Genomic DNA, 24,542 nt, shown 5'->3' on the forward strand with positions numbered 1-24,542 from the left:
ACACACACACACACCAAAAGACAAGCTAGGAAACTAAAACGACTTCCAGGACGGGTTGGATGAATAACTCCGGTGATGCCGGAAATTTTTGCATGAATCAAAAAGTTAGCTGGTGACTGCCTCCTTCACAACAAACGAAGGAGCGTAAACCCTGTGCAAGAATTAACAGCCGTTCAGCCCGTTGAAGAAAACAATCAAGCCATTGCGATTGACCAGCAGCCAGCTCTAGCAATCTCAGCCCCTCAACCTCCTAAATTAAAGCAGTTCGATATCCGAGAGTGGGCGAATCGCTTAACGCCAGTAGAAGGCAGAAAGAATGAATATCTGTGCCCGGAATGCGATAAAACGCTAACCATCGATTTGAATGAGGGAGCTTATCTGTGCTGGGCAAATGTTTCTCGGCAGAGTATCCGAATCCGAGAAGAGATCGCGCCTTCATTGCCAAAGCCAAAGAAAGTAATCACTGCTCCACCTAAGAAGCCTAAACCTGCCGTCAGTGAAAAGGTTAAAGAGGTTGTGGCTCTGCCTTTAATTGAGACTCGACCAGAACACATCAAAGAGTGGGTTGAGGGCAGTGGGATTTCCGAGGAATTAACCAATCGAAATCTCAGAAGCATTGACGATGAAAAAGAGATTGCAAGACTCTTGAACTGGAAAGCCTACACAGGCTCTCCTGGTTGGTACGTCCGCTCGGTCGATCCATCTACCGGGATGTATACAAACAGTGGACAGTTCAAGCCAGATATTCCAATCGATTTCAAGCAGGACGGCAACTCTCAGAAATACATCACTTTCCCTAAAGGCGGGAAGTTGCGCCCTATTTTCCCAGTGGTGGATATGGCTACCTGGGAAGCGATCGCCAAGAAACACGGATTGGAATTTCAGGGCAGCATTGACAAATCACGCAATGATAACGGCTTTTGGAAATGGGTTCTAGACAATCCAAAAGTGCCCATAGTAATAACCGAGGGAGGTAAGAAAGGGCATACTATCCTCACAAACGGTTGTGTACCCATTATTCTTCCCGGCGTTTGGGGCGGACAGCGCGATAAAAAGTACCTCACCGAAGACCTCAATATTTTTGTGGTTCCCGGCAGAGGTGTATTTTTAGGGTTTGATTCAGACCTGCGGGAAAACAAGAAGGTAAAAGCCGCACTCGATAACCTTGCAAAGTTGATTACTCAAAAGGGTTGTGTTCCGAAGGTTTTGGATTGGGAACCAGAGCAAGGAAAAGGCATCGATGATTTTATTGTGAGCCAAGGAGTAGAAGCATTGGATGAATTAATTGCGAAGGCTCTACCTTACGATGAGTGGCGATTGAAGCTTGAAGCTCAATTTGAGAGTAAGAAATCGTCATCCAAAGGCAAGTCTGAAAAACGCGAGAAACTTCCACTCCCAGACATTCTAGGGGAGAAGATTGCGGAAGATTATCGGGACAAGCTTGCTTACAACGATGTGACTGGAATTTGGATGCGATACGAAGGAGATCACCCCGGCGTGTGGTCGCCCGAAACGAATGAGTTTGTCGAAAGCATGATATCGAGCATCCTCAAAGCACGCGGAATTAGCGGCTACGGGTCGCACAGCTTCGTCGTCAACATTGTCAAGAAACTGCGCTGCGAGTTATTGCAGCGGCGTTGGGAACAGCCGTCTGCTAACAAGCTACTTCCTTTTCACGATGGGGTGCTGGAATTGGCAACAGGCAAACTTTTACCGCACTCACCCGGCTATAAATTTACGTGGGCATTAGAACGCTCACACGATAGCAATGCTACCGATTGGAGCCTAATAGACCAATTTCTAACCCACGCCACAGGTGGGAATGACCGACTCAAGGAAATTTTGATTTGCTACTGCCATGCCGTTTTGATGGGGCGTGCTGACCTTCAAAAATTCTTGCATCTAACTGGGGTTGGTGGCAGCGGTAAGGGTACTTATATGCGACTCTTAGTTGACCTGATTGGGCAAACGAATGTCCACAGCTCAACACTAGAGGATTGGTGTGGGAATCGCTTCGAGGCGGCAAATGCTTTCGGAAAGCGCTTAGTCGTTTTTTGGGATGAGGATAAAGCACTCAAACAGTTAGGGCGGTTTAAAAGCCTGATTGGTCAGGATTTGCTCAGAGGTGAAGAGAAGGGTAAAAAGGCTTTTCAATTCCGCTTCGATGGAATGGTCGCTGTCAGCTCCAACTTCCCCATTTTTGCAGGAGATAATTCCTCTGGGATGTCACGACGGGTTATCGGTATTCCATTCAATGCAACTATTGCCGCATCCAAACGCCGTGACCTGAGCAAAGATTTTCAACCACAACTGGCAGCCTTCACGAATTATCTTCTGACCATTCCTTCCCAGCGAGTCACAGAGGTACTACTCGGACTGGAAGCGGCACCAGAGCTTAACCAACAGTTCTGGGAATCTCGGATCAGAACTGATAGCGTTGCGGCATGGTTAAACGACCGGGTAATCAGAGATTCACTAGCGACAACACCTGTTGGCAATGATGCAGAAGACGAGCGAATGCTCTACGGTTCTTATGTGCAGCATTGCCGAAAATCTGGTACACCAGCACGCGGGAATAAGAATTTCTCACCAGATTTATTGGAACTATGCCGCACAATTCTGGGATGGACTGAGATTGAAAAGGTTCACACCAAAACCGGAAAGTTAATAAAAGGATTGAGGCTTCGGGATGATAGTCGGGACGGCAACATTCCAACCTATGATTACGAACTCTTGCAAGAGGTGAAGGGTCAGGTGAAGGGTAGTGAAGGGTACGGTGACGGGTCAGAACCCTTGCCCAGTAAGGCTGTGACGGATAGTGACGGATTAAACAAAATTTCTAAGTCAGGATTGAAAGAGGATGAAATACAATCTACCGTCAATGTTCAACGGGCAACTGAAAATACAGATGAAAGTACATACATAAAAGATGTAGAACCTGACCCTTCACCATCCGTCACCCCTTTGCCCAGCAAGGCTCCTGACCCGTCACTTGACCCTTCACCTGACCCTTCACTCGCCCCTTCATCAGCAATGGGAGAGGAAGAGATAGGGCATGATTGCAGCCCAGAGGAGATTGCTAATATTGCCCAAATGATTCTCGAAGCAACCGATGGAATCTCGATCATGCAGGTAATGAGCCTTTTTGTGAACTCTATCGAAAAAGCGAAGAAGGAAGTTTGGAAGCGCTTAACCCCAGAGGAACGGGAACGAATTGAAACCTCAAAAGCTCAAGCGCAAAGAGATGCACAACCTGGAGTTAAGTGTTGGGTGAAATGCCCTGAGGATTATGTGTGGAGAAAGGCTACGCTAATTTCCGTGCCTAAATTACCGGGAACAACATACTGGAGATTTGAATTAGAGGATGACCTAAAAGGGGTAAAGAAAGAGCAACTCATACACACTCGGAGAGATAGTGTTGAATCAAGTTGGTGGTTGATTGCTTAGTTTCGTCGCTGCGATCGCTTTCAATTGTTCGGAGGCGATCGCAACTGTTGTTTTCTGAAGCAGTGAACAGAGATGTCTCCTCTTTCTTGTAAGCAATGGTTTTTTCGGTCCCAATTGGGACGGAAAGTTGCGGGGGTAAGTTTTAGGGATGGAAGGGCAGGAGTGGTGACTTTGAAGAACAGATGATTAACGGCTGCGGCTTCCTACAGATATCTAAATTGCTGGAGCGTTGGTTTAAATTAAAAGTGCGATCGCATTCTGGAATCTTCGGCATAGTCTTGCAGTTGGTTTACTCAAGTCTCCTTTAGAACCGGGTAGGCTACTGCTTCTCCAAATTCTTAGCCGTGTCAAACCGCTTAATCAAATCTCTAATGATGCGCGGGTCATTCGTTCTTAAGCCCACTTCTCTCTCCGTGCTTTTAGTGCCAGAGGTCAGAAAGTTGTGACTTCCCAGCACCGTCCACGAGCGATCGCACACGATAAACTTCTCATGGGTTCCCAGTAGTTTTAGCTGGAATCGGTCTGGATATTTCTGCTCTAGATTTTCCAGTTTGGGCAAAGCACTGTAGAGATAGGACGAGGATTTAAGCCGCTGGCGGATTGAACCAATAGAACTTACTGATCGCAGCTAAAGGAAATTCGGAAGTTGCTGGCAGAACTTCAGGTGGTTTTGAATGCCGATTAGTTCTAGTGGTCTATCTTAATCCGTTTAGAACTAACTTGCATTTTGGCACAACCCAAACCGCGTGCCAATTGGTACTTAACTGTCTTCCTCAAGTTCTGTCAACGCTTCAGCCAGTAAAAATCGCAGCACTTCAGATTTCTTCCTGCCAGTGCGGTTAGCGAGTTTGGTGAGCTGTTGGTGCATTTCTGGCGAGAGGTCGAGTTTGGTTTGCTCTCCCCCAATTATAAAATTAATAGCATTCTACTATCGCACTTCAACTTTTTTACAGATGATACTCATTACACTACCACTGCCCTGAATAGTAACAATGTGCAACTTTGGTAAAGTCTTTACATCATCAACTAAATATGAATAGCTCTTAAGTTCGTTCTGAGCTAAAGTTCGATACTCATGAACAACTTCTAGGATGTTTATCTCCTCATTCCCCTCCTCATCATCTAAAGAATCTCTTGAAAAGTTAAAGTTAAGGATATTGTTCAAGTAGATGAGAAACCTTTGATTCGTACCAACGGCTGCGATCTCCAAAGAGAAGCCATGATTTTTGAATTTAAGTGACTCAATATACAGAAGAGAAAGGTCAGATAATGAAATGCTTCTCATAAATTTGTACTTATACCTACTCGCGCATTTAGAAAAAGAAGGCGGAGCAGGGTTATTTAAAATTCTAGTGCTAGAGAAAAGGATGCTCTCGTGTAAGCGCGATCGCATTCTGAAGGTCGTGCCAAGTACCAATTGGTACGCGATAGGAATTTAGTGGAAAGTTCAACGCCGATCAAAACGTAAGCCACATTTTTGCACGAACGATCATCCCTCAAACAACTGACTTGTCCAAACCTCCATAAAAGATTTTGGTTGAAACAAATTATTGAAGCGGCTTATGAGCCAACTATAAAAAGACTCATAAGCCGTCTCTAGAGAAAGTGGTTATCGTGTTGTTACAAGTGAGTCAGTAGTCGGTTTCAGGTCGCGAGTATCAATAGTCAGCTCACATTTCCCAAACTTTAAGGTAAAAAGACCCTTAAACTTACAAGTGGAAACAGACCAGAAGATAGACGCTGAAAGAAAACTAGCTCCGACTAATACAGCGAAAATGATTGTCGATTGAGTCTGTAACAAATCCATGTTTTTTTTAGATATCCCTTGTCTCTCTCAACTAAGGTGTCAAGTTGAAACTAAGGGGTTGGCATAGATAGTGTCACCAAGTTAGTGAAACCTTCTTCTATGCATTCTGGAACGGGTATTTAAAACGAGTTTGAAATTCGGTTTTTTGGCGACGAGATGCTGTAACCCTTACACAGAAAGGCAAGCTCTACGTGCGATTGCCACTTACGACTCACAATAAGGTGACGTGCCAATTGGCACGCGGTTAGCCTTCTCACCCGCGTTCACTGTTGATGGCAGTGAAAAGCAGCCGCTGCCCGATTATTTGGGATGAATCACCTAGCTCATAGCTTAAGTGGATGAGCGGAAAAATTAGACAGTGCCAGGAACGCTCCTGCAAGACTTAGGAGAAAAAAAACGGAATAAAATTTCTTCTCTTCCCAGTCGTACTCCCAGCCCAAACCATCTGGATCTAAACTTTGACTTTGACGCGATCGCTTTCATTCCGCAGCAAATGGGACGGGTCTGGTGAATCTCGCACAATTCTCATCACGGTGTTTTTTGAAAGCCCCAGTGACTCGGCTACTTTCCGGTAGGACAGTCCTTGCTGTATTAGCTCCAACACCTTTGATTCTTTTTCTCGAACTAGAGCCGGAATGTACCCCAGTTGTCTGCCAAATCTTGTCCCTCTCGATTTGGCCGCTGCCATTCCGGAGCTAACCCGTTCCCGAATAATGTCGCGTTCAAACTCTGCTAATCCTGCCAGTAGGGTGGCAATCAATTTTCCTTGGGGACTGGTCAAATCAAATTCCAATCCCGATTGAGCTAGGAGTGAAACTTTCCGAGTTCGTAATTCCTCAAGAGTGCTGAGAATGTCGGGAGTCGAGCGACCCCATCGGCTTAATTCAGAAACGATGATGGCATCAATCTTTCGTGCTTGAGCGAGCGCCATCACTTTTTTCCGCTCAGGTCGGTCGGATTTCGCCCCGGATGCTGTTTCCTTGTAAACTTCCACAACTTCAAAACCGGATAGTTGTGCGTAACTAACCAAGTCTCTTTCTTGGCGATCGCAACTTTGCTCATCCGTCGAAACCCGACATAAATGGCGACCCGATACGGCTTTGGCTGTCCCATTTAAACCCCTAAAAAATCAGCGACCCCGATGCTCTTTCCAGCGTCGGAAAAGTGCCTAATTTATTGTCCCATTTAGGGAAGTCTTCTGCTGGGACAAACTACTCAGTCAAGTGGCTGTTTTGGCTGAACTGATTTTGAGCGCCTAGACAATTAACTAAATTTTTAACTAGACAGGTCGCTAGACATTAACTAGACATTAACTAGACATTAACTAGACATTTACTAGACTTTGTGCTAGCTATTGTCTAGTTAATGTCTGGTACAAGGAAAATAGTATGAGCAATGGTAAAGAGAGGATTCAGCTAAACCTGCGTTTGGATGGGCATAAAGATTTATATGAGGCTGTCAAGGTGGCGGCATCAGAGCAAGATACCAGCGTCAATCAATTTGTAATTGATGCCCTCAAAGCAGCGCTGGGATGGGAAGCTGAAGCTGCCGTATCTCCTCAAATAGTGTCAGAGATAGAGTCGCGTCTAGCGTTACTAGAATCACATCTAGCGCTAGTGTCTAGCATTGAAAATCGTTTAGACGAGGTAGAGCAACAGTTGGGGGAGTCAATCGCCTGAGAGAGGAGAACAAATCTCTCAGGCAAAGTGCAGAAACAAAGGCAGTTATGGAGAGCAAGGAACTGAGAACCAAGCTTGCGGAGGTAAGGAAGAAGCTGGCTGAGACTAAGGCGGATAGAGATGATATCTTCCACCAGTTAGATATGACTCAACAGGTAGTTAAGTTGCAGGATAAAGAACTTAACGAGATGCGCGCAGCCAATCGAAAATTAGCAGCGGAAGCAAAGTCATCTCCACAAACCAACCTAATTAAACCTCCATGTCCAGCTTGTGGAGGAAAAAAGGTTCATAGCAAAGGGTTGAAGTATAAAAAGCGAAGATGGAATTGCTTAAGCTGCAATCATTATTGGAGTACGCCGACCGAACCTGCTAGTTAGCCTTGTAAACAGTCCTTTTCAGAAATAAGATTTACCTATTTTTGAGTTTTTTTTTATATTAGTAACGTAAAAGTCGTAAAAATGTAATGCATTTAGCAGAATAGGTAAACTGACGGAAATATGTGAGGAATAGGTCTTCTTTTTAAAAATGTTAATTGTTGCTTAAGTTTTCAATTTCTACTTTGGGTAATAACAAAGTATTCTCTATTTCCTGTCGTACCTCAAGGCTTAAGTAACAATCACTTTTTAAACAATTAACTAGCAAAGCATTAGCAGAAAAATATTGAGAGAGCAAATCTATTTGTGGCAAGGTAAACTGCCAATCATGTCCCAAATTTCTATACTTGGTTATTATAGCTCTTACTTGATTTATCCAGTCTTGACCATTAATGCACCACCATTCTTGGTATGTCTTTTTGTCTTTTTCGTTGTCATTCAATTTAGGTAGTTGAGCTTTTAATCTTTGCAAAGAGGATTTTATTTCAAGTTCGAGACTTGTTCGTTCGGCGCAAACAATAGCGGACAAAAGAGACCGCCGTAACTTTTGAAAATGGTCACTTTCATAAATTTTACTAAAGTCAACTGCTTCTGCTTGTTCTTTAAACATAGTAAAAATGGACACATGAGCTAAACCAGTGAGGTAAATTTGAGAAAGTTCATAATCATAAACTAGATCATGCTCAATATCCTCAAGATTTTTGTAATTCTTGTCAAAGCCGAATCCTTTCTGTGCGATTATATCTATAGATTTGTAGATTGTGATAAAAGAGGAGGGTGAATTCGATATAAAGTCTTTGTTCATTAAAAATCCATTGTCTAACATAAAGTAAAAAGACCTTACTTTAGCTGGTTTATAAGCTGTCTTTACAAGGAGAGCTTTTTGGTTTGCCCAAAAAAGAAATTGTTGTATTACTTGATCTGACGCTACAAGTTGATCAATTTTAGTTTTCATTAATAATAGTAAATCGCTAGCATCAGACAATAGGGCAATGGTTAGTAGGAAGACTTCGCTCCAACGCTTTTCGTTGACATAATTGCTTAATTTTTCCAGTTGGTTAAAAGCTTGTGATGCTGGAGATTCAACAATTTTTTTTGCCGTGAAATATTCTTGAAAGGTCAAATGAGAAAAAGAATAAATACCTCGTGCGCGTTCTACAAGTAACCCATGTTGCGCTTCCATTGATTTCAGTATAGTTTCACTATCGACTTGTAGTGAGTCCAATTCAGTCGGGTCTTTACATAAGTTACGAATATAATCTCTAATGTAGCGTTCAATATCTCTTTGCTTGAAAAAATAATCCTTGCGTTCAAATGTAGTCCATGCTATTTTGCTTAGTAAACCCTCCTTGTGTCCAACGGAAAGTTTTTTATAAATTTCATTTCGTATAATCCCGCGCTTACTATCCCATTTTCGTAACAAAGTTTGAATTGCTCTGTCATATAGTTCGGCCCGGCTATGGGGGAAATCTCCCGAATCTTCAAACTCTAAACACAGTAGTGTTAGCAGTAAAGGATTCGTAGCTAATTCTTTTATAGACTGATTAGCTTCTAATTGTTGTATAAATCGATTAGGTAAGTCTAATGCTTCCTGACAAAACCATTTTTTTGCAAAAGCTTCTATTTGTTGATCATCGAAATCAGCAATCTCTACTTCAACAAATTGTTCAAATGTATACTCGTGTGCTGCGATCCGGCATGTGAGGAGAAATTGATTTGTGCGGTGCTGAGCAGAAAAATCTTTTATCTGTCCTAAAACCCACTCGCTATCCTCTTCTTTGACCTCGTCTAAGCCATCAAGTAAAATTAGCATTCTACCCTGCTTGAGGACGTTTGAGAGTTGAATAGGTGTAACGGAATCTTTAGCGAACTCTTGGCTTATAAAATCCAATAAAGTTGGCTTTTTATCGATTTCAGAAAAACGCTTAAGGGTAACAAAAAAAGGAATTTTGTTAGAGTAAAAATTGCCGAAAGCACATTGGATAGCTAGGTATTTTAAAAACGTTGTTTTTCCAGCGCCAGGTTTTCCCAAGACCATCAATTTAGAGTGACGATTCACAGCATCTAGTCCCGTTATCCTCCCTTTGACTTTACCTAGTCCACAACGAATGAAGTCTTCTTTCTCTGGGTCAAAATCTTGCAAGAGTTCAGAAATCTTTAACCGTCTACGCCCCGTAATCTTTTCTAGAATATTGACATCAGTATAAATATCATTTAATCCAATAGCCTGTTCCATATCTAATACACGCATCTTGCCACAGCATTCTTGAATACTAGGCTTTATCTTTTCACGTACTTCCTGTACTAAAGCATCTATATCTTTATTGGTAGCTACGGTATTATCTGTTGAATGAAGATAGTCGTTTTGATATTTTTTGGTAAGGAAATCACGTAATTTATAGAATTTACCTGGACCTTTGGCACAAAAGTTAAATTTTCTGTACACCCCAGTCATACGGGTACGGAAAGCTCCTGAAGAAATGTTGAGAGAATTGGCGATATCCAAATCTTGCTTATTGCTACTAAAGCGTCGGACGAACGCTGCCCCTTGTTCTGGCGAAAGGTCGTAGTCATTAGCTAACTGGTTCAAAAAAGCTTCTGGTAGTGAGTCCATTCATTCATCTCATAAGTAACCTGAAAAGCTAGTCTAGCTAACTTTGAGAGTTATGTAAGGTAATCTCAGCCTACATAAGCCTATGTTTCAGCGAATAGTCAAAAGCTTAGTTGAGAAAGTGGATGTAGTCGAGAAATATAAGCAAGCGTGGGACTCGGCTCAAATGCCAAGAGGCGGAAACTCTACCCTCGCTATCACATAGTTGTAACCAATGATAAAGATTACATCCACATTCAAGCTAGTGTTTGGGACGGTAGTAGGTTTTACGCTGGTTTCAGGGATCACAGCCGTAGTCATTGCTTCGCAACCACATTTAACACCGCAACAAGAGCGAGTGTTTGAAACCTGCCAAACAACCTGGCAAACAGGTATTGGGGCTGTGGTGGGGCTGATGGGAGGGAAAGCGGCTAACCTTCTTCATAAACAGGAAGAAGAGGAGAAAAGGAGCAAGAGCCAGCAATAACCATATAGTAAAAACTTTGTCCAGGAGGTTCTGAATGGAATACCCTGGACAGAGTGGGATATCTACAAAAAACTCTGGTTGTCAAAGCTAGGATACTCGGCAACATCAAAAATTATTCACAGTGCGAGCCAAGAGTTTGATTAGCAGGAACGGTTTTAGCGACTCTCCAATATCTTATCGATCCTCAATAAAATATCTTGTGCCGTCTTCTTAGCAGAATCGGGTGTAGTGCAGTCCTTAGCAGGCACACGAATTATTCTCACTCCCTCGTCCTCCAAATGACGTAAGCGCTCCTGAGCTGCGGCTGGTGATTCTTGATGCCAGCGATCACCGTCTACTTCTACCACGAATGTTACGCCACGACGAATGACAACGAAGTCGGGTTCAATTCGCTTAAAACGTGGACCGTTGGATGTTACGACGGGCAGTGGCATTACTGGTAGTCCTGTGTCACGAAGAGCAATGAATAGCTGCACTTCTGGCTGAGAGCGGAACAGTAATCCCTCATGCTCAATAGCCGCTGGATTTGCGGAATGCGCGCGGCCTTGATTTGTCACACCCTTGGAGGATGAGACGGCTGTCACTGCAAGTCGAACTTTGAAACTATGAGCATCACTTACCACAATAGCGTTGGCGAGTTTAGCAAGTTCTTTCTCAACTGCGGTTCTCTTTTCCTCACTATCAAACGCCGCCCAATCACGTGGCAACAAAGATACTGTAATCAACCACGTCCATAGCCCACCGTCCCAGTTATCGTAATCATCGAGAGAAACGCTAACGCCACGAGTACGCAACGCTTCCGAAAGCACGTCCAAGCCCTGTGCATTTGCAAGCTCAGCGAGAGTGTTCGCAAGAGTTTCGGGGGAAACAGGCACTGGACACTCACTAGGTGACCGAGATCCATTCCGCCCATACACGGATCGGGAATCATCCATATAATTCAAAGCCTTGCTCCCATTGATCCCACGCTTTATACGGCCAGTACAATAATATCGCGAGGCAACTTCATTAGGGTGCGCCTAACATAATCTATATAATGGGCGTTTGAAATTTGCTAGTGTTGAGTTCGAGGTCAACTGCCACCACTGATTTAAGCCTTTATGTAAGTATTGTTTGTATAACATTGCAAACATCTTCATAACAGACATATTTTGTCTGTAAATTTTTGGATCTATAGGGTTTCGACCACGCCAGAAAAAATCTTGCGTGGTCTGCTTCTTCCAGAGACCGACGGAATCCATTTCTACACCGCATCGAATTATACGCCGAGTTCAGATGACGATATTTGCGGATGGGGGTGACTGACATGAGACATGCGGCAACTAACTGCGCGTAATAAAGAAATTATATGCACACTTGGGGTCAGCGACGAGAACTCAGCCTTTCTTCAAAAACAGCAGAGGCTTTTCAATGATTGAGAGCCAATTGGGACGAACTGGAGTGCAATCTACTTCATCAGGCGGCATCTCAAAGCTTGATTAAAAGCACGCTGAATTAAAGCTCAGTAAGAATACCATGTGCGATATAGAGTCTCGTCGATTAAGCTCGATTGAGAAAGCTTGGGAAACATTATTGTCATGCCCGTGTCCAATCCGCTAGAAATTGCTGCACTGGTACGTGAAACCAGATTTCGATTGGGTTGACTCAAGCGCAGTTTGCAGAAAAGCTGGGTGTGTCGTTTCAATCGGTGAACCGTTGGGAAAATAAGCGGACAAAGCCGCTGCCTACGATGCGTAAGCAGATTGAGGAAGTATTGAGGCAGATGGGTGATCGCGGTTCGGATTTACTGGAACGGTACTTTGCTACTCGAAAGTAACGCGCGATCGCGCTCGCTTACAATAGTTCAGCCAGCCGCAGGGCAACCAATTCTTTGGGAAACGATTAAATAGACTAATTTACTTATGCCAGCTAACTACACCGAAATCGAAAAACGCCTTTGGGAAGCAGCGGGTGAACTCAGGGCGAACTCAAAGCTCAAACCCTCTGAATACTCGGTGCCAGTCCAGGGGCTAATTTTCCTTCTCTACGCAGATTATAAGTTTGCTTTAGTTGAGCAGCAGATGGTAAATACAAGTAGCAGGCGGCGCACGGTAGGTAAGATGGATTACCAAGCTAAGGGGGGTGTTGTTTCTGCCAGAGACTGCCCGTTTCGATTACTTGCTCAATCTTCCAGAAGCTGAGGAGATTGGCGGGGCGATTAATGCGGTGATGAAAGTGATCGCAGACGAGAATGAAGAAATCGGCGGTGCTTTGCCTAGAAATTACAACAGCTTGGAAAAGCCGATTCTGCGAGAGTTGTTGAGAATTTTAGATCGCATTCCTAGAAAAGATATTACTGAGGATGCCTTTGGAGAGATTTATCAGTATTTCCTAGGGAATTTTGCTCAGAAGGAAGGGCAAAAAGGCGGTGCTTAGTTATAAGGCGAATCGCTGGTTGGATTGGGTTCTAGAAGCTTATCAGGGAGGAAAAATTATAGAATCGAAGGGCAAAGAAAAGGCTTGCAAATACGTCTGTAGCCTATTGTAGGCACAATAGAAGATAGTTTGTTCTGGATGTGTAGAAGATATACAGGCTCAAAATTTTGCAGCAAAACACAGATTTATATCGGGTATTATATAGTTCAAATGCACTATAGCAGGATGTCAAAACACTTTAATCTCTTGCACCAACTCCTATTTTTCTTAAGCTCAATATGGCAAAAAAACGACAAAAAGCTAGTTTTACAACTCTACGAAAACTGGTCAGTCCTAAGCAAAAGTCTCTATGTAAGCTTGCGGAATCTCTCACTACGTTCGATTCGGTTGACCTACTTGGAACGCTTGCTGCATTGCAGCTAATGCCAGAAAACGCTGATCGTGCCTTTCGCTTTGAAGTTCTGAGCCATGTTGTTGCATCAGTTAAGAGTAAGGGCTTTGGTTCTAAGGAGAAGATTAACCTCAAGCAATTAGAAAAAATTTGCCGTTGTGATTCAACAGGGTTAGAGTCCCTAGTCAGTGGAGAAGACCCTTTTGATAATTCTTTTACAGAAGCGTTTACATTTATTGGTGGCTCCTACATCGTTTTCCCAGGAATTGTCGAGGAACCTACATTTATTCTGCGACATCTTGCCAGGGCACTATTTTTAGATGCTGACCCTTTCCCAGATGTTCATTTTAGGGAAATGGCGCGTGCTGTTCTTATAGGAGTTTTAGCTCTTAGTAATGAAGTGGCACGACGAGCAGGTTTGGGCAGAGGCGTTGACCCCGTTTCTGCCCTTGGGGAAGATGTAGTTTTCCCCTCTCCTGAACGCCTAGATCAGTTGCGACAAGCTGTTTCCTTTACTGCTTCAGAATTTGCTGCTTTGCTGGCTTGTCACAATGTTGCGCCATTTGAGATAGAAAATTTAATTTTGCAGCAAGGGCATATCTCCATCACAGGCTACCAGGTAGATAATGGGGAGCTTCTAGTTAGACCCATTGTGAAGGCTGCTGACAAATTTATTGTTGCAATTCCAGGAATGCTGTTGTCAGCAGCCCGTAATGAAATAATTCGCCTTGCTCTTGAACATGGCGTGAACACTGAACTTGCAACCCGTTATCACTCTGCTGCTTGGAAGACTGTCATTGATTCTCTTGGCTATGTTGAGCATCAACGTGTAGCAGTTTCGTTGCCCCAATCTCCTGATATACCTTACTTTCAGGATGCGTTTTTCAGTTTCGATAGCGACAAACTAGCTTATGTTACGTTCGTAACCGATGCATTGACTGATTACAACCCCCAAGATCCATTTGGTCGCTGGGATTTAGAAGACGTAGGTAACAAGTTAGAGGTAAGACTACAAGAAATTTGCGAGTTTGCATTTACTCAGAGGTCTGATATTAATGAAGTTCTATTTCTGCTGGTATGTCAGGGGGTTGGACGTTTGCAGATGCTTGGCTTTAGAGAATTGCCAGAGATAGAACCTCTATTATTTTTAGGAGTAACAGCAGCAGATTTAGAGACAATAACCCTTCTAGAAGGTGGAAATCCTCTTGCTATTTGGAAATATGTATGGGCATCTTGGAGGCTAAAACAGCAAGCGAAAGTAATATCCCTAGGTGAACTCAATAATTTCTATTTTTATCGAAATAAGGATTATACTTTTTATTCTTCCGATGAATTTCGTCCAACCTTGGTAATTATTGAAGCAGGAGGAGCTGGAGAATTAAGACGGGAAGTTTTACGGCAGCGAGATTGGCACGCTGTGCCTTCATATACTTCTAATTATGTTACTGAAGTAACTTCGTTATTTGGTACAGGCGATATTCCTGTTTACATACCTAGAAGTGTCTTGAGTCGAGTCCAGCAGAGAGTTGCTGTACTTGTTGAAGGATTGTCGCTGCCTATCTGGATTGTTAGTTCTAAACAAGAAGATAATATTCAAAGAGAATATCACCATTTATATGCTCAGTTCACTGAGACTATTGGCTACTGGTTATGGCAATTTAGTCCTTCGCTTAACTCAGTTATTCAGGCTATTAACTTCAAACAAAATATTTTATTGATTCAATTATTTATTCAACCAAATGAAGCATGGCAACACATTCAAGAACGACAAGCTACTTTAGAAAAAGAGCCAATTACGAGCGAAGCTAATTTGGTAAATGCAACCTTGGATGTGAGTATTTCATGGGCGATATCTTCGCTCTTGGAAAGTGATAATAACGAAGGCGAAAGATACTTGATGCAGCGTATTTTAGCTGGCATCCGAGACTTACTGCCAACGCAAGAACAAGAAGCATTATCTGATGAGGTTATTCACACAATTCTTGATCTTCATGCACCTCTGGGAATTAAGAAGAAACTTTTTTACTTAGAAGGCAATCTTAATCCTGAACTTGAGGAAGATGGATTGCCAGACTACCGTAAGGTTCAGGAGGCAGATGAGGATGAGCTTCTGGATGAGCTTGGTGACTACTTGAGTTCCGTTGAAAAGCTTAAAGTAGGACAGATTCCAGATGGCGAGCGTACTATTGTTATCAACAAGGCAGTTGGTTTCTTCTACAGCGAATTTAAGAAGCTAGTTGCATCCTTGAATCCGGAGCAGCTTTTAGAATACCTAATTGCATATCACGAAGCGATCGTGCGTGAGACAGCATTTCACCGTATGACTATACCGACTCGACTTGCTTGTTTCAGTTCAGAGCCGGAGATGATAGATATCTTAAGTAATGAACTGCCAGAACGTCACAAAGCTGCACTTGCTAGTCGTTTTGTCATTGAGTATGTTGTTGCTCAACCACCGACTGGTATACGTCCGTTTAGTCTTACTGTTTATGATCGCCTTCAGGCTCTTGCGTCTCAAATCGTCAATTTTGGATTTGAGAGTGATCTCATCAACTTTGAACTAGCTGACATCAAGCGATCGATGCTGCCTTCTGGAAGGCTAGGTGCGAATAGGGATGAGTATGAAAAGGCGAGAGCTAAGTACGTGTCAGTCTTTGCAGGTGGAGAGATCCGTCGAGTAACTCGCTCATTTAATCTTCATTGGCACAGACCACAAAAATCTTCTGAGAAACCCAGTTTTGTAGCTCAGATGGATGCGGCATCAGCAATTGAGTTTGGTTTCTCAATTACGGAGATTCAAGAAATATTGGGTGAGGCGGTCAGCATTGGCAGAGAACTTCATCCTACCGTTGCTATTCTGCCTCTAGAAGACCTAATTAGGCGTTTAAGTGAGGGATTGGGCTGGTCGTTAGAACGAGTCAATCAGGTGATAGATATACTGGCTATCAAACCCCGTATTGACTTTCTGAAACCTGATCCGCCTCATCAAGGAGGTGATGTGTATCCTTGGAAATTTAATCGTGCGCTTTCCTATTTACGTCGCCCTTTTCTGCTGCGAAAGCGGGACGAGAAAACCGAAGTTCTTTGGGGAATTCGTCACGTAAATACTGTAAGTGAGTACCTTGTTTATCTTTGTCTTAATGGTCGGCTCAAGGCAAAAAGTACCGAGATGAAGCAAGTAATGAGTGTTGTGAGGAATGAGCAGACGAAGGAGTTCAACGATGAGGTAGCTGATTTACTAGAGCAAAATCCAGCTTTGACCGTCCGCCGCCGGGTTAAGAAGATAGGGAAATCCAAGATTCAAGGTGAGCAGGGTGTACTGGGTGATGTTGATGTGTTGGTTATTGACCCCAGAAATTTCTCTATTAAAGTCATTGAATGCAAAGATTTTGCTCTCGCCCGTGCACCGCACGAAATGAAGAATGAGTTGGATGAATTATTCCTGGGGAGAGATAAGAAAAGCAGGAGGGAGAAATCTGCTGTAGAACACCATCAGGAGCGTGTCGAGTGGATTTGTAGCCACTTATCCGAAGTTTTGAGCGAGTTTGGATTGGATTCCAATGCCACTTGGTCTGTTGAAGCAATGATTGTGACAGACTACGAACTAGCTACACCTCACTTATGGTCATCCCCCATTCCTGTAGTTTCTTTGTCAGAGCTTTCCAAGGCTTATCTGTAAGTGTTCAATTTCCTGTCTAAGGATGGAACCAACCCAATCGCGTCAACATTTGATAAATCTCGATTTAATCGCTCCTTCCCGCTCTTAGTTGAAACCATTCTAAGAACTCAGGGAATTTTTGCTCATCAATTACCTCTTTAACGTTGAAGGTGAAAAGATAAGCGTGGCGGGAGAAGTAGATGCCTAAGCGTTTGATATCGTAGGCAAGCGGTACGCCTTTGAGTGAGTCAATCCGGCTCAAAACATAGTATCCGACCAGTTGATTAAAGTCCCTTCTCTGCAAATCCAGTTCCCTCACCGTTTTGATATCGACGAGTAAATCATCAAGGATTAAATCTGCATCTGCACCCTTCACTAAAGAAGAGCTTTTGAATTGTGGATTTAAGATAACCGTCCCTGAAGTCTGAAATAAACTAAAATCAACGGCACTGATTAAAGCTCTTAAATCCCGAACGTCTTCTTCATTAACCTGTAGAAGATTCTCATCCATTCTTAGGGCACGATAAAAGCCATCTAGTTTAGCCAGTAGTAAGGTAGAGGCAAGAAGTTCATCAGTCAAAGTCTGGGTTGAGAGAAACTCTGCATAACGTTCTTTTGCTTGAGTCAGAATCCCAGATGCTTGCTGACACAATTCATCTAAACCTCTGCTATCCAGAATGTACCAAGCATTTTCGGCTATCCAGGGAAGCTCAACAGCTTGTGGATTCAACCTCTTCAAATGGAAACGCATCAGATAATCAAAGGCAGCTCCCAGTACACGAGAATTTTGAGTGAGAGGGGGAGCGAGTAGCGCCTGATTCTTTATCAAGACTGGTTTAAGGAATTCTGCGTTAAAGCGTTCGCGAACATCCTTTTCATTGACGAATGAAGTTAAACTCATTAGGATTCCTCCAGTAAAAGAGCGCAGAAAATCTGAGTCAAAGACTCCCAAGAATCTGCTAACTTTAAAAAAATAATAGAAAGCCTTAAGTCAAAAAATATCGATTTGACATTGACTGTTGACCGAGTATTACTCTTAATTTAAATAGGGTGGACAGAGTAGATTTATGATGTCTTCTGGAATTGACTCGTAGTTCTCCAAAAGGAAATTAACTAAAGCAAGGTGACGCATATCATTTCTAGTGGGACGATGTTTTTTCTGAGGAGAGAACCAGGAACTAACCGTTCCGGGAGAGCGAGAGCAGATTAGAGAGACTTCTTCATAGGTTAATTTCCACTTGCAAAGAAAATCTTGTGGAGTCATTTGCATCTGAGAGTAAGCATAATTTTGGATGAGTTGACGTTGACGCTCAGTTAGAATTTGTCGAGTCATTGAACACCTCCTATATAACGTGAGTGAGCTGACTCGTTATTTGTGAAATGAGGGAAAAGACTTTAGTAACTGCGTTACCTAGCTGCTTACACAAGCGGGATACTTTAAATTTTTCCGTCCCAATTGGGACGAAGATTAGCTCTAAAACAAAAGTGCAGATTCAGGCGATTATCAGTGGAAGCAACGTTAGCGATCGCCATTTGGAATTAGTCAGCATCTGGTTACGGGTCACGAGTGTTACCGAAGTGTGTAGACCCTGTGACCCCCACTGGCTAAGGGTGTGACTGCTCGTGACCATTCGTGACCCAATCACGAATTTAGAGATTTTGACCGGATTTCTCACGCCCGGTCACGAGGTCACATCCACATTAAATTCGTCAGTCTCATTGACGATTACCAGTGACTCTTGAAGCAGTTCATTGATGAGCGAACGGACTTCATCTGAATCTTTCGTTAGCTTTAGAAGCGATTTACACATTGACCGAGCGCGATTAATTTTCACCCATCCTTTACCTGCAAACCAACTTCTCAAAACTTCTTTGGCTTGAGCATTGTCCTGAATGACTTCTGCCGTCTTACCAGGTACTTCTGGTGGTACCGGAGTATCAATTTCAAACTCAAGACTCAAAATTCGATTCAGGTATTCAGGGGTATAGCCCTCTAACTTCATCCGTACCGATTGACCAGGCTTGTAGTGCCTCAAATCGGGAAGTAAAGCGACCCGACTCGGTTCTAATGTGGTGAAGATGATTGGGCGCTGATTATCCTTGGAGATTGGCTTGAGTTCTTTGAATGTTGCTAGCAGTGTTGACCGTTCATCCTCATCGGCAACCATGTCTTTGTTCCCAATCATGTTGGACAACACGCCGTAAGATTCGTTAATGCTGCCAAACTCATCAACTGAGTAATTTCCTAATCCAACGAGGTTAAAGTTTTTTCGACTGTTCCGGTCTGCTTTCATTCCAATGGCAGCTAAATTAAAGCTCTGTAAATCAACAATCAAACAGACATTTAGCTCACGTCCGTTGTAAATAATGTCTGCCAGCTTGGTGAGATATTTAGAGCTTTTAATGGGTTCTTCGTTCTTTAATTCTTCTAGTGCCTGGTTAATACTCAGCCAGTCAGCGAGAATTAATCGCACTGGGTTCAAGTCGGTTCTGGCGCTTTCGGGCAACCTGCGGCGTTTGTCGTAAATGCCGTGGATGTGGTCAATCCCTCTTAATGCTTCTGATGGGTCAAGTGCATCGAATAAAATCACTCGTCCTTTTTTATCCAAACCACCGAAGGAATCATTTTTCTGAGCGATCGCCCAAATTTCTGCATTGGGGTAACGCTGTTGAAACTTGGAGAGAAGGTATGCTTCGGTGACAGATTTACCTGCTCCGGTACTACCCACAAGGAGGGTAGAGCGGCGAGAACCCACCAGCCCATCCAAGATTGCCATGCCGATTGTTTCTGAGTCTTTGTTTAGGACTGTGCCTGATAAACCTTCTGAGGGAGGACTGCTGGGTGTGCTGGGTTCTACAGTTTGTGGATTGTTGTTTTCAATCGATAACGGTTCGCCCGATGCATTTTTTGTATCAGGTGATTGAGCCTCGGAAACAACTTCAGCTTCCAGCGGCTCTTGGTACGGTGCTAATACAGAGTAGGATTGTTCCGCTGCAAGGAGCATCACTTGCTGATTGAATGCTTCTAACTCTGCTTGTGCTTCTAACTTAAGTTTTTGGAGGTTCACTCCTTCCCAAATTTGAGAATATTTCTGCTTTTTCGATTCCACTTCCGAGAGCGAGCGCGCCAATGTCATCGATACTCCAAAGCCAGCGATTGACACGAATGAGCCAAGCAGTTTCCATCCCGCTGCTCCTGGGGTTCGTCGCACGTTTAGCGCTTCTGTTGGAGGTTGCATCCAGTCGGGAATTGAGCGCTGTTCGCAGCCACTCTCTACAGGGAGGCAGTAGTGAAGCTTGCCGTCGAAACTTTCTTGCACTCCGAAAGCCGAACCAATGACACCCAATGCCATCGCAGACAACATAATTAGCTTTGGATTCACTGCCCCGACCTCCTGATAAATATTGATAAACCGACCGCGAATCCTGCCAAAATCATCCCTATCCAACACAGGGGATTAACCACCAAAATCAAGCTAATGATTAAATCCCAAAAGCTACCGATTAAAGAGGTAGTGATTGCCAAACCAATAATGGCGTTTACCTGTGGATTTCCCTTGGCAGTTAGAACGAGATAACCAGTCGAACACGCTAATAACAAAGCGTAAGTGATGAGCATTCCTGGAATTAATCGGCAGAGTAGAGCTAGGGTCAATCCGCCCGAAAAATACAAACCGAACTCAGAGATATTCCCAAATACTCGATAGGACTTGATTGCCTTACTTTCTTTAACTTGAGATTCATCAGAAAGGAAGTCAGCCTCGTGGTGAGGCTGATGATTACTAGGGTTGAACATCAGCTTTCATCGTTAATTAACGACTGCTAAACCAGTCACCAATCCCCTGCCAGAATCCTTTTTTCTGGGAGGAACGAGAGCCATTCGCGATTAAATCTTTGCGTTCCTCTTTTTCTTTTCTTACCTGTTCTGCTAGCGCTTCCCGTCTCTCCATAAGAGGGATTTTCTCTTGAATGCGACGTACACCGTTTTGGTGCCGACGTGCCACAATCTGTAACGCAGTTTGGAAGTCCATTCGTTCCAAGGTGAGAGTGCTACGTCCTTCTGCATCAATTAGTCGGACGCCGTTTGCCGCTTTTTCTCCCATCATCCGAACGTGCTGCTGGTAGCCTTTTCCTGCTAGGAATACATTGAGTATTTGTTGATCAATTTTCTTGGCAGCGCTGGCGGCATCCTTCTGAATGTTGGCTACAAATTGTTCGTAAACAACCTGCCCTTCAATCAGGGTTTTGAAGTGTTTTTCGAGTATTGCTAGGACTTCAATTAACCTATCCATTGCAGCCGCTCTATCAGCGAACTCTGCTAGCTGCTGGTCGGTCATGTTCGGAAGCTGTTCAAGGTCAATGCCGAAGTAATTCTTAGTCAAACCGACCAGGTTTTTATCTAGCGAATGTACTTTGTGGATACTAGACTTTTTCCCTTCGTACTTGACGATAGCAGTGCTTTTATTTGATGAAAAATCCATGCTAACTCCTTAATCAAGTAATGTGCGAATGCCCTGCCATGACAGAGCGTTCGCTTGTGGTTTATCGACTCAATCCGAGCGCTCTTTCCATGCCACGCTGTTCAGCTTCAAGTGTTTGGATGCGCTGATACTGCTGTTCAATCACTAAATCTTTAGGATCGGTTTGTGGCTGCTTTGCCATGAAGTAAAAACCGACTCCCGCCAAAATCAAAGCAAGTCCGATGTAATCTTTCATTGGTTAATCTCCCTCTGGTACATCCCGTTTCTGATTCGGTGGAAGAACATTCTGGCGCTGCCCAGGTGAAAGGTAGGAGCTAACAGAATCCCTCCGATTGCTACAAGAGCGATGGCGTGTTTCATGATTCTTCCTGGCGTTGCTTTGCGGCGTACCATTGCCATGCACTGCTGACGATGTGCTGCTCTGGTTTTGGCAGTGGATAGGGTAGTTCGCCTGCATCTTGTCGGCTGAGAATATCCGCGGCTCGAACTGAAAGTTTTTCTGGCACTCCGACACTGCGAAGGTTATCTGCCCAGATTTCTTTTTTAGGCATGGTCAACTTCCTTCACCCGTGCGCTGATTGCCTCTATGAGGAATTTGGCTAAACCAATCTGAAAATTCCTTTCCAACTCATCAATCAAATCTAGGGCATCGCAAACCAACTGGCTGAGGTCGCTGTTTTCCACTAATGACCAGGTATCCCCTTGGTCGCTTTTCGCAGTGCAATAAGTCAAAATCGTGTGCAGTTCTTGGCGAGTCAGTTGTTCAAAGTAGCTGCCAAATCGATGTTCTAGTTCGGCAATGACTAAATAAGCTCTGTCGGATTTAGTGGCGCTGACCCAGTAATTAAGTGGCTTACTGGCTACAAGTTTTGGCATGATTGAAATTGCTCCATTACTTCGATTGTGTGAGCCAGTAGTCAGCGATGAAGGTCGGTCAAACTTTACGCCGCTGTCTACTGAAAACTTTTTAAGCAACATCTAATAAATCACCTAGAGAAGAGGCTAGTACATCATCGTCATTGAAGCTTCTCGGTTTCTCTACCGCTCGTACCTGTGCTGGGGTAGGCATTTCAATGATTCCAGTTGAATAAGCGGATAAGCTTTTTCTGATGAATCGCTTGTGTTCGGTAATAATTTGGTGAACGATTTCTGAAGCGTCTTTCGTTCCTAACTCTTCACCAATCTCATCCAGGTACGGAAGTAAATAACTCTTAATGGAAACTCGTTTGGAAGAAGTGGTACCCACTAGATTGACCTCTTTAATTTGATTTGTGCCAGCCGAGCCAATCCACGCGCATTTAGCCAACTCCCATCAGGGCTAGTGATAATATTCCGAGCCGCTAACAGTTGGGTAATCGCGGGGAGTTGAGAACCTCCGCCAATCGCAACGATTGCTTCTGATTGTTCGCGCCAGGGGTCAATCGCTTTGAATGCTATCGCCAAATTTTGGCTAACCCAAGGTTTTAGCTCTGTGCTGTAAATCTGGCGGAAGTTCCAGCCTGTTGTTCCATACTGGAATGTTCCGTTTTCAATGCCAGTCCTTATGAGATGTCTATCTCCTTCCTTTATTAACTGGCGGCGAGTATCAAGGTTTTTGGCTATCGCTTCAATCAGTGCGTCTACTCCACCAAGTGCAACTTTCCGATTTACCAGTTTTCCACCTGCGCCAAACACACTGCTGATAATCGTGCCGTTGCCTAAATCGATAAAAATGTTCTGAGTTTTAGGTTGGATTAGGTTTAAAGACAATGCGTTAACCATCGCTCCAGACCCTTCCTCAACCACAGCGCTAACCGATAAATCAATGTGGCTCACACCCTTGTGATTGATTCGGATCGAGTGCTGCCCTTCGAGTGTTTTTTGAAGTTGTGATCCGAAAGCTTGGGAATCTTGGAGGCTGGCTACAACTGAAAGATTCCACCGAGCGCGTTGAGACATCGTACCCAGCGCACCCAAGAACAATTGCAAGCCATATTTGATTTTTCCAGCTCGGTCATCGACTGTCCGCGAGTATCCCAGTGGGTTGACTTGGTAGGCAGATTGACCAGCAAGCCACCGCTGTCCGATAAGGTCGGTACGATCACCTGAAAGATATTCAATCAAACTACCTTCAGCCGACTCTGGAACATCGTAAATTTCTCCGTGCAATGGCTGAACATAGGACGGAATGCGAACTTCGGCACTATCTACTATTAATTTGATGCTACCGTTACCACCGTCATATCCAACTGCCAGAAGTGGGGGAGATACGCCAGAAAACGGCACAGCCTGGGTAGTGCTTTGCATGAGGCTTATTCCTTAATTTAGTTGTAGAAAGTCGCAGAACCTTTTCAGCACATGACTTATACCTTCGTTCTCCCATTGCTAAGTCTTTGCAGAGTGGGTTGCTCGGTTGAGCCAGGAGTTGGGTGAGATAGGCGCTTGCTGCCTATGAATGCTACAATAGCGCTATAGCTACAAAACTGCAAGTCTTAAAAAAGTTTTCCTTTTTTATAGTTTTAGCTCTATAGCCTTTCACCGTTAAAGATGGCAATCTATAGGGGTAAGGCGACAAAGAGGCAAATACGCTTTGGAGGACGAAAAACCAGTAAAAATGTCCATCTACCTGTCAGAGGACACAAGGGCACGATTCAAATCAGCTTGTGCCCTTGAAAAACGAAGCATGAATGAAGTATTGACAGACTTCATTAACGAGTACATTAAGCAAAAAGAAGCCCCTCCACCAAACCCTAGAACTCGTAAGCGGAAGGAGTAATGATGTTTGGATGATCGCATCGCCATCTATTTATCCCACTGGAAAATAAATGAGGATCATGCTATATAGATTCCTTAGTACCTTTGTACTTAAGCAACAAATGTACTCATTTCTTGAAGACTAATTTCAGTCAAATTTTTACTTAAATATTGGCTGAAAAATAAGCAAAAAAAAGGAGGTAAGTCACCCGACAGAACTGGTTCATCTCAAAGAACCGAAGTTACCGCGAATTAACTCACCAACCCCAACAAAGAACCATTAGGTTCTCAAAAATCTTACGCTCATGGTACCTTAGAATCCCGGTAATTGTCCATGATGTGTAAGTGAGTTGGTTCAACCCAGGACACACACACACACACCAAAAGACAAGCTAGGAAACTAAAACGACTTCCAGGACGGGTTGGATGAATAACTCCGGTGATGCCGGAAATTTTTGCATGAATCAAAAAGTTAGCTGG

At 43.6% G+C, this 24,542-nt stretch carries 22 protein-coding genes and 1 pseudogene; 8 read left to right on the forward strand and 15 right to left on the reverse strand.

From position 1 onward, the window contains the following. The first annotated feature begins 153 nt into the window (after positions 1 to 153). Positions 154 to 3,447 (forward strand): phage/plasmid primase, P4 family, encoded by a 3,294-nt coding sequence (locus tag NC996_RS25945; RefSeq protein ID WP_190684118.1) that lies wholly within the window; start codon positions 154 to 156, stop codon positions 3,445 to 3,447. 319 nt (positions 3,448 to 3,766) lie between these two features. Here NC996_RS25945 and NC996_RS25950 read toward each other — a convergent pair whose 3' ends face one another. The 3 genes and pseudogenes from NC996_RS25950 to NC996_RS25960 form a co-directional block, all read right to left on the reverse strand. Further along, entirely contained in the window at positions 3,767 to 4,006 is a 240-nt protein-coding gene (locus NC996_RS25950; RefSeq protein WP_190684121.1) for a phospholipase D-like domain-containing protein, read from the reverse strand. 369 nt (positions 4,007 to 4,375) lie between these two features. Next, positions 4,376 to 4,732 carry a hypothetical protein gene (locus tag NC996_RS25955; protein ID WP_190684124.1) on the reverse strand — a complete coding sequence of 119 codons (357 nt, stop codon included), beginning with the start codon at positions 4,730 to 4,732 and terminating at the stop codon, positions 4,376 to 4,378. A gap of 973 nt (positions 4,733 to 5,705) precedes the next feature. Next, positions 5,706 to 6,332: pseudogene (locus NC996_RS25960) on the reverse strand (recombinase family protein); the annotation flags it as partial. A gap of 310 nt (positions 6,333 to 6,642) precedes the next feature. On the opposite strand from NC996_RS25960, the gene NC996_RS25965 reads away from it, so the two are divergent. After that, complete coding sequence (locus NC996_RS25965) at positions 6,643 to 6,933, forward strand: toxin-antitoxin system HicB family antitoxin (RefSeq protein ID WP_190684126.1); 291 nt, start codon at positions 6,643 to 6,645, stop codon at positions 6,931 to 6,933. A gap of 47 nt (positions 6,934 to 6,980) precedes the next feature. Continuing rightward, positions 6,981 to 7,310, forward strand: a complete 330-nt coding sequence (locus tag NC996_RS25970) for a hypothetical protein (protein ID WP_190684129.1) — start codon at positions 6,981 to 6,983, stop codon at positions 7,308 to 7,310. Positions 7,311 to 7,461: 151 nt separating this feature from the next. Here the strand turns inward: NC996_RS25970 and NC996_RS25975 are convergent, their stop codons facing one another. Then, positions 7,462 to 9,921 (reverse strand): NACHT domain-containing NTPase, encoded by a 2,460-nt coding sequence (locus NC996_RS25975; protein ID WP_190684132.1) that lies wholly within the window; start codon positions 9,919 to 9,921, stop codon positions 7,462 to 7,464. A gap of 211 nt (positions 9,922 to 10,132) precedes the next feature. On the opposite strand from NC996_RS25975, the gene NC996_RS25980 reads away from it, so the two are divergent. Next, entirely contained in the window at positions 10,133 to 10,384 is a 252-nt protein-coding gene (locus tag NC996_RS25980; protein ID WP_190684135.1) for a hypothetical protein, read from the forward strand. Positions 10,385 to 10,539: 155 nt separating this feature from the next. On the opposite strand, the gene NC996_RS25985 is transcribed toward NC996_RS25980, so the two are convergent. Beyond that, complete coding sequence (locus tag NC996_RS25985; RefSeq protein ID WP_190684138.1) at positions 10,540 to 11,259, reverse strand: hypothetical protein; 720 nt, start codon at positions 11,257 to 11,259, stop codon at positions 10,540 to 10,542. A gap of 764 nt (positions 11,260 to 12,023) precedes the next feature. On the opposite strand from NC996_RS25985, the gene NC996_RS25990 reads away from it, so the two are divergent. From NC996_RS25990 to NC996_RS26005, 4 genes are all read left to right on the forward strand, one after another. Next, positions 12,024 to 12,200, forward strand: a complete 177-nt coding sequence (locus tag NC996_RS25990) for a helix-turn-helix transcriptional regulator (RefSeq protein WP_339380251.1) — start codon at positions 12,024 to 12,026, stop codon at positions 12,198 to 12,200. Positions 12,201 to 12,285: 85 nt separating this feature from the next. Next, positions 12,286 to 12,564 carry a type I restriction-modification system subunit M N-terminal domain-containing protein gene (locus NC996_RS25995; protein ID WP_190684141.1) on the forward strand — a complete coding sequence of 93 codons (279 nt, stop codon included), beginning with the start codon at positions 12,286 to 12,288 and terminating at the stop codon, positions 12,562 to 12,564. Then, positions 12,509 to 12,799 (forward strand): hypothetical protein, encoded by a 291-nt coding sequence (locus NC996_RS26000; RefSeq protein ID WP_348260034.1) that lies wholly within the window; start codon positions 12,509 to 12,511, stop codon positions 12,797 to 12,799. Before NC996_RS25995 ends, NC996_RS26000 begins: the two co-directional genes overlap by 56 nt. Before the next feature lie 278 nt (positions 12,800 to 13,077). After that, complete coding sequence (locus NC996_RS26005) at positions 13,078 to 16,869, forward strand: hypothetical protein (protein WP_190684147.1); 3,792 nt, start codon at positions 13,078 to 13,080, stop codon at positions 16,867 to 16,869. 64 nt (positions 16,870 to 16,933) lie between these two features. On the opposite strand, the gene NC996_RS26010 is transcribed toward NC996_RS26005, so the two are convergent. The 10 genes from NC996_RS26010 to NC996_RS26055 form a co-directional block, all read right to left on the reverse strand. Beyond that, positions 16,934 to 17,749, reverse strand: a complete 816-nt coding sequence (locus NC996_RS26010; RefSeq protein ID WP_190684150.1) for a hypothetical protein — start codon at positions 17,747 to 17,749, stop codon at positions 16,934 to 16,936. Positions 17,750 to 17,884: 135 nt separating this feature from the next. Then, positions 17,885 to 18,181, reverse strand: coding sequence for a helix-turn-helix domain-containing protein (locus NC996_RS26015; protein WP_190684153.1), 297 nt, complete (start codon positions 18,179 to 18,181; stop codon positions 17,885 to 17,887). Positions 18,182 to 18,530: 349 nt separating this feature from the next. Further along, positions 18,531 to 20,231: a hypothetical protein gene (locus tag NC996_RS26020; RefSeq protein ID WP_190684155.1), complete on the reverse strand. Its 1,701-nt coding sequence runs from the start codon at positions 20,229 to 20,231 to the stop codon at positions 18,531 to 18,533. Then, a complete protein-coding gene (locus tag NC996_RS26025; RefSeq protein ID WP_190684158.1) occupies positions 20,228 to 20,644 on the reverse strand; it encodes a hypothetical protein in 417 nt (138 codons plus the stop codon). Before NC996_RS26025 ends, NC996_RS26020 begins: the two co-directional genes overlap by 4 nt. A gap of 16 nt (positions 20,645 to 20,660) precedes the next feature. Beyond that, positions 20,661 to 21,329 carry a hypothetical protein gene (locus tag NC996_RS26030; RefSeq protein WP_190684161.1) on the reverse strand — a complete coding sequence of 223 codons (669 nt, stop codon included), beginning with the start codon at positions 21,327 to 21,329 and terminating at the stop codon, positions 20,661 to 20,663. A gap of 61 nt (positions 21,330 to 21,390) precedes the next feature. Continuing rightward, on the reverse strand, positions 21,391 to 21,564 hold the full coding sequence (locus NC996_RS26035; RefSeq protein WP_190684164.1) for a hypothetical protein: 174 nt from the start codon (positions 21,562 to 21,564) through the stop codon (positions 21,391 to 21,393). 121 nt (positions 21,565 to 21,685) lie between these two features. Next, on the reverse strand, positions 21,686 to 21,880 hold the full coding sequence (locus tag NC996_RS26040; RefSeq protein ID WP_190684167.1) for a hypothetical protein: 195 nt from the start codon (positions 21,878 to 21,880) through the stop codon (positions 21,686 to 21,688). Then, on the reverse strand, positions 21,873 to 22,205 hold the full coding sequence (locus NC996_RS26045) for a hypothetical protein (RefSeq protein ID WP_190684170.1): 333 nt from the start codon (positions 22,203 to 22,205) through the stop codon (positions 21,873 to 21,875). Before NC996_RS26045 ends, NC996_RS26040 begins: the two co-directional genes overlap by 8 nt. Positions 22,206 to 22,296: 91 nt before the next feature. Beyond that, positions 22,297 to 22,575: a hypothetical protein gene (locus NC996_RS26050; protein ID WP_190684173.1), complete on the reverse strand. Its 279-nt coding sequence runs from the start codon at positions 22,573 to 22,575 to the stop codon at positions 22,297 to 22,299. After that, complete coding sequence (locus NC996_RS26055; protein ID WP_190684177.1) at positions 22,575 to 23,615, reverse strand: hypothetical protein; 1,041 nt, start codon at positions 23,613 to 23,615, stop codon at positions 22,575 to 22,577. The genes NC996_RS26050 and NC996_RS26055 overlap by 1 nt, the downstream gene beginning before the upstream one ends. Positions 23,616 to 24,542 lie beyond the last annotated feature (927 nt).

Origin of the sequence: Trichocoleus sp. ST-U2, assembly GCF_039961875.1 — a bacterium.
GTDB lineage: Bacteria > Cyanobacteriota > Cyanobacteriia > Cyanobacteriales > FACHB-T130 > FACHB-T130.